The organism is Paenibacillus sp. USDA918EY (assembly GCF_009870825.1).
Classification (GTDB): domain Bacteria; phylum Bacillota; class Bacilli; order Paenibacillales; family Paenibacillaceae; genus Paenibacillus_AQ; species Paenibacillus_AQ albilobatus.
The window spans coordinates 1-2,087 of the sequence record NZ_WTWY01000041.1; the positions used below are offsets into that span (position 1 = coordinate 1).

2 protein-coding genes and 1 pseudogene are annotated in these 2,087 nt (G+C 46.2%); all 3 read right to left on the reverse strand.

Going from position 1 to position 2,087, the window contains the following annotated elements:
* Positions 1-72: 72 nt before the first annotated feature.
* The gene (locus GQY55_RS30625; RefSeq protein WP_160045706.1) at positions 73-270 is read right to left on the reverse strand and encodes a YqaE/Pmp3 family membrane protein; all 198 of its coding nucleotides are present in this window, start codon (positions 268-270) and stop codon (positions 73-75) included.
* A 74-nt stretch (positions 271-344) separates the two neighbouring features.
* Positions 345-884, reverse strand: a complete 540-nt coding sequence (locus GQY55_RS30630; protein ID WP_160045707.1) for a copper amine oxidase — start codon at positions 882-884, stop codon at positions 345-347.
* A gap of 40 nt (positions 885-924) precedes the next feature.
* A pseudogene (locus GQY55_RS30635) lies at positions 925-2,087 on the reverse strand (hypothetical protein); the annotation flags it as partial.

The window sequence follows — 2,087 nt, forward strand, 5'->3', positions numbered from 1 at the left end:
TTCACCCTTTCCTCAAATCAAAAAGGCCCCGCCGGATCGACGAGACCTAAGTGATATTTGTATGTTATTTTTTCATCCCCTATTTCGTTCAATCGCTCTGATCAGCTCTTTATTCCGTTTATCCGCCTTATGACTATTTACAACAAAGAAAGCATGGATAACCCCAGGAATGTAGCCGAAAAATGTTAGGATAACATTTAAAAGAAACGCACCTGGTTTTCCGCAGAACAAAACAGCAAGCGGCGGCAAGAAGCATAGAAAGTACAACATGAGAAAATAGCCCCCCTAACACCCACAAATATTTATGGGTTCATAGTACCATGATTTGGTAGGGTGGTGAACCATCATTTTTCGAGTGCTGCGAGCTGATCGTTCAATTTTTCTAACTCTTGATTTTTCTCGGATAATTGTTTGTCTATTTCATCTACCGCCTGTTTAAAAACTTGTTTAGGGAAGCTTTCCTGAGTTTTTTCATACTGCTCTTGATTATATTCCTTCGACTTTTTCAGGCGGTCAATTTCCGCTTCCAATAATGACTTTTGATTCAGCAGTGCTGATTTTTGAATCTCTTTTGGGGTATTTGAATCACCCACATTATTACCTGATGGTAAATTCGACGACTCATTAGTGGTTATGTTGATTGTCTTACCCTCCACCTTTAAATCAGCTCCCAACGCATCAGAAAGTGCCCTGACTGGGGCATTCGTTCTTCCATCTATAACTGCACCCTTATCGGACAAAGTTTTGCCGTTTACCACAACAGTGTATTCGCCTGTTACTTTTTGCCCCACAAGGCTTTTAACCTGTGCTGCAAAAGCGCTGCTTGAAGTAGCGACAACAGCACCAATTACAACACCGCTCAAAAGATATAACCATTTCTTCATCACAATTACCTCCGTTGGCATTATTATCCTCTATAATACCTTACGGTCTGGAAGTTGTGAAGGTTCCGCCCCAGTTTTGGTTTTCAACCCTGCCGTGATTATGCGAAGGCAAAGTTACAGAGTGGGTATGGTTATAGTAGGCCTGGCTCAATGAGTTAATTTGAGATTGCAAGTAATCCAATTGATTTTGAAGTCCAGAAATTTGACTAACGCTTAAGCCAACAACCGAATTTGTAAATTCAACCAGTCCTTGAAGGATTATTCTCCCTCCATTAGCACCCAACCTCAAATTATTATTTCCTATCACATGAAGCTCATTGGAAATTGCATAAATCAAACCTTGCGACTGCCCCGATGAGTTGTAATAGGTGTGCCCTGAGATTCCAGCATTAGGATTCGTGCCGAGTACCACCCTGCGGGCATTGTTCGAATCGTAAAACACGAAGCCATCAGGATCCAATTCAATACGGTCACCATAAGCTGCTGTCCGGATCCGGCTGCCCAAAATATCCGCCCCGGTGATGTTCGTCCCGTTGATCTGGCCGCCGGTGATGACTGAGGCTGAAATGGTTCCGCTAAAATCGGCACCTACCGCGATCATATGACCTGAAGAATCAACGCTGAAGCTACTGCCGATCCGGATGCTGCCGCCTATAAAGCTTCCGCCCTGAATTGTGCCGGAGAATGTTCCGTCTACGCCCTGTAGCGTTCCCGTAAACGTTCCGCCGGCCGCTGATAAATCCCCAGCAAAAGTTCCGCTGGCCGCTTCCAGGTCCCCAGCAAATTTTAGCTTACGTGCTTGTGCATCCAGATATAAGACGGAATCCCCATCGACCTCCCAATCCATCACATCGGAATTAAGCTGCAGCCGACTCAGGTGATCCTCCCGCTCGACCACAAAGCCCTCAGTCCGTGAATGGGTAATACCATAATACGGCTTCCCGTACCGGACGGCATTCTGGTTCAGCCGGTTCACCTGCTGCGACAAACTGCCCTCCAAAGCAAATTCGCTCTGTTGCTCAGATACGGACGGCGCCTCGATCGTGAGCTTGAGCCCGCCTTTAAATGAAAGCACCTGGTGCAGGATAATGGACTGATACTGCACGTTGCCATCCCACGGGATATGCGTATCTTGCCAGGACGTCACCGTCTCCAGCCAGCTGCTGCCCTCATTTTGAGCAAAGCCGATTATGTCACCTTGAT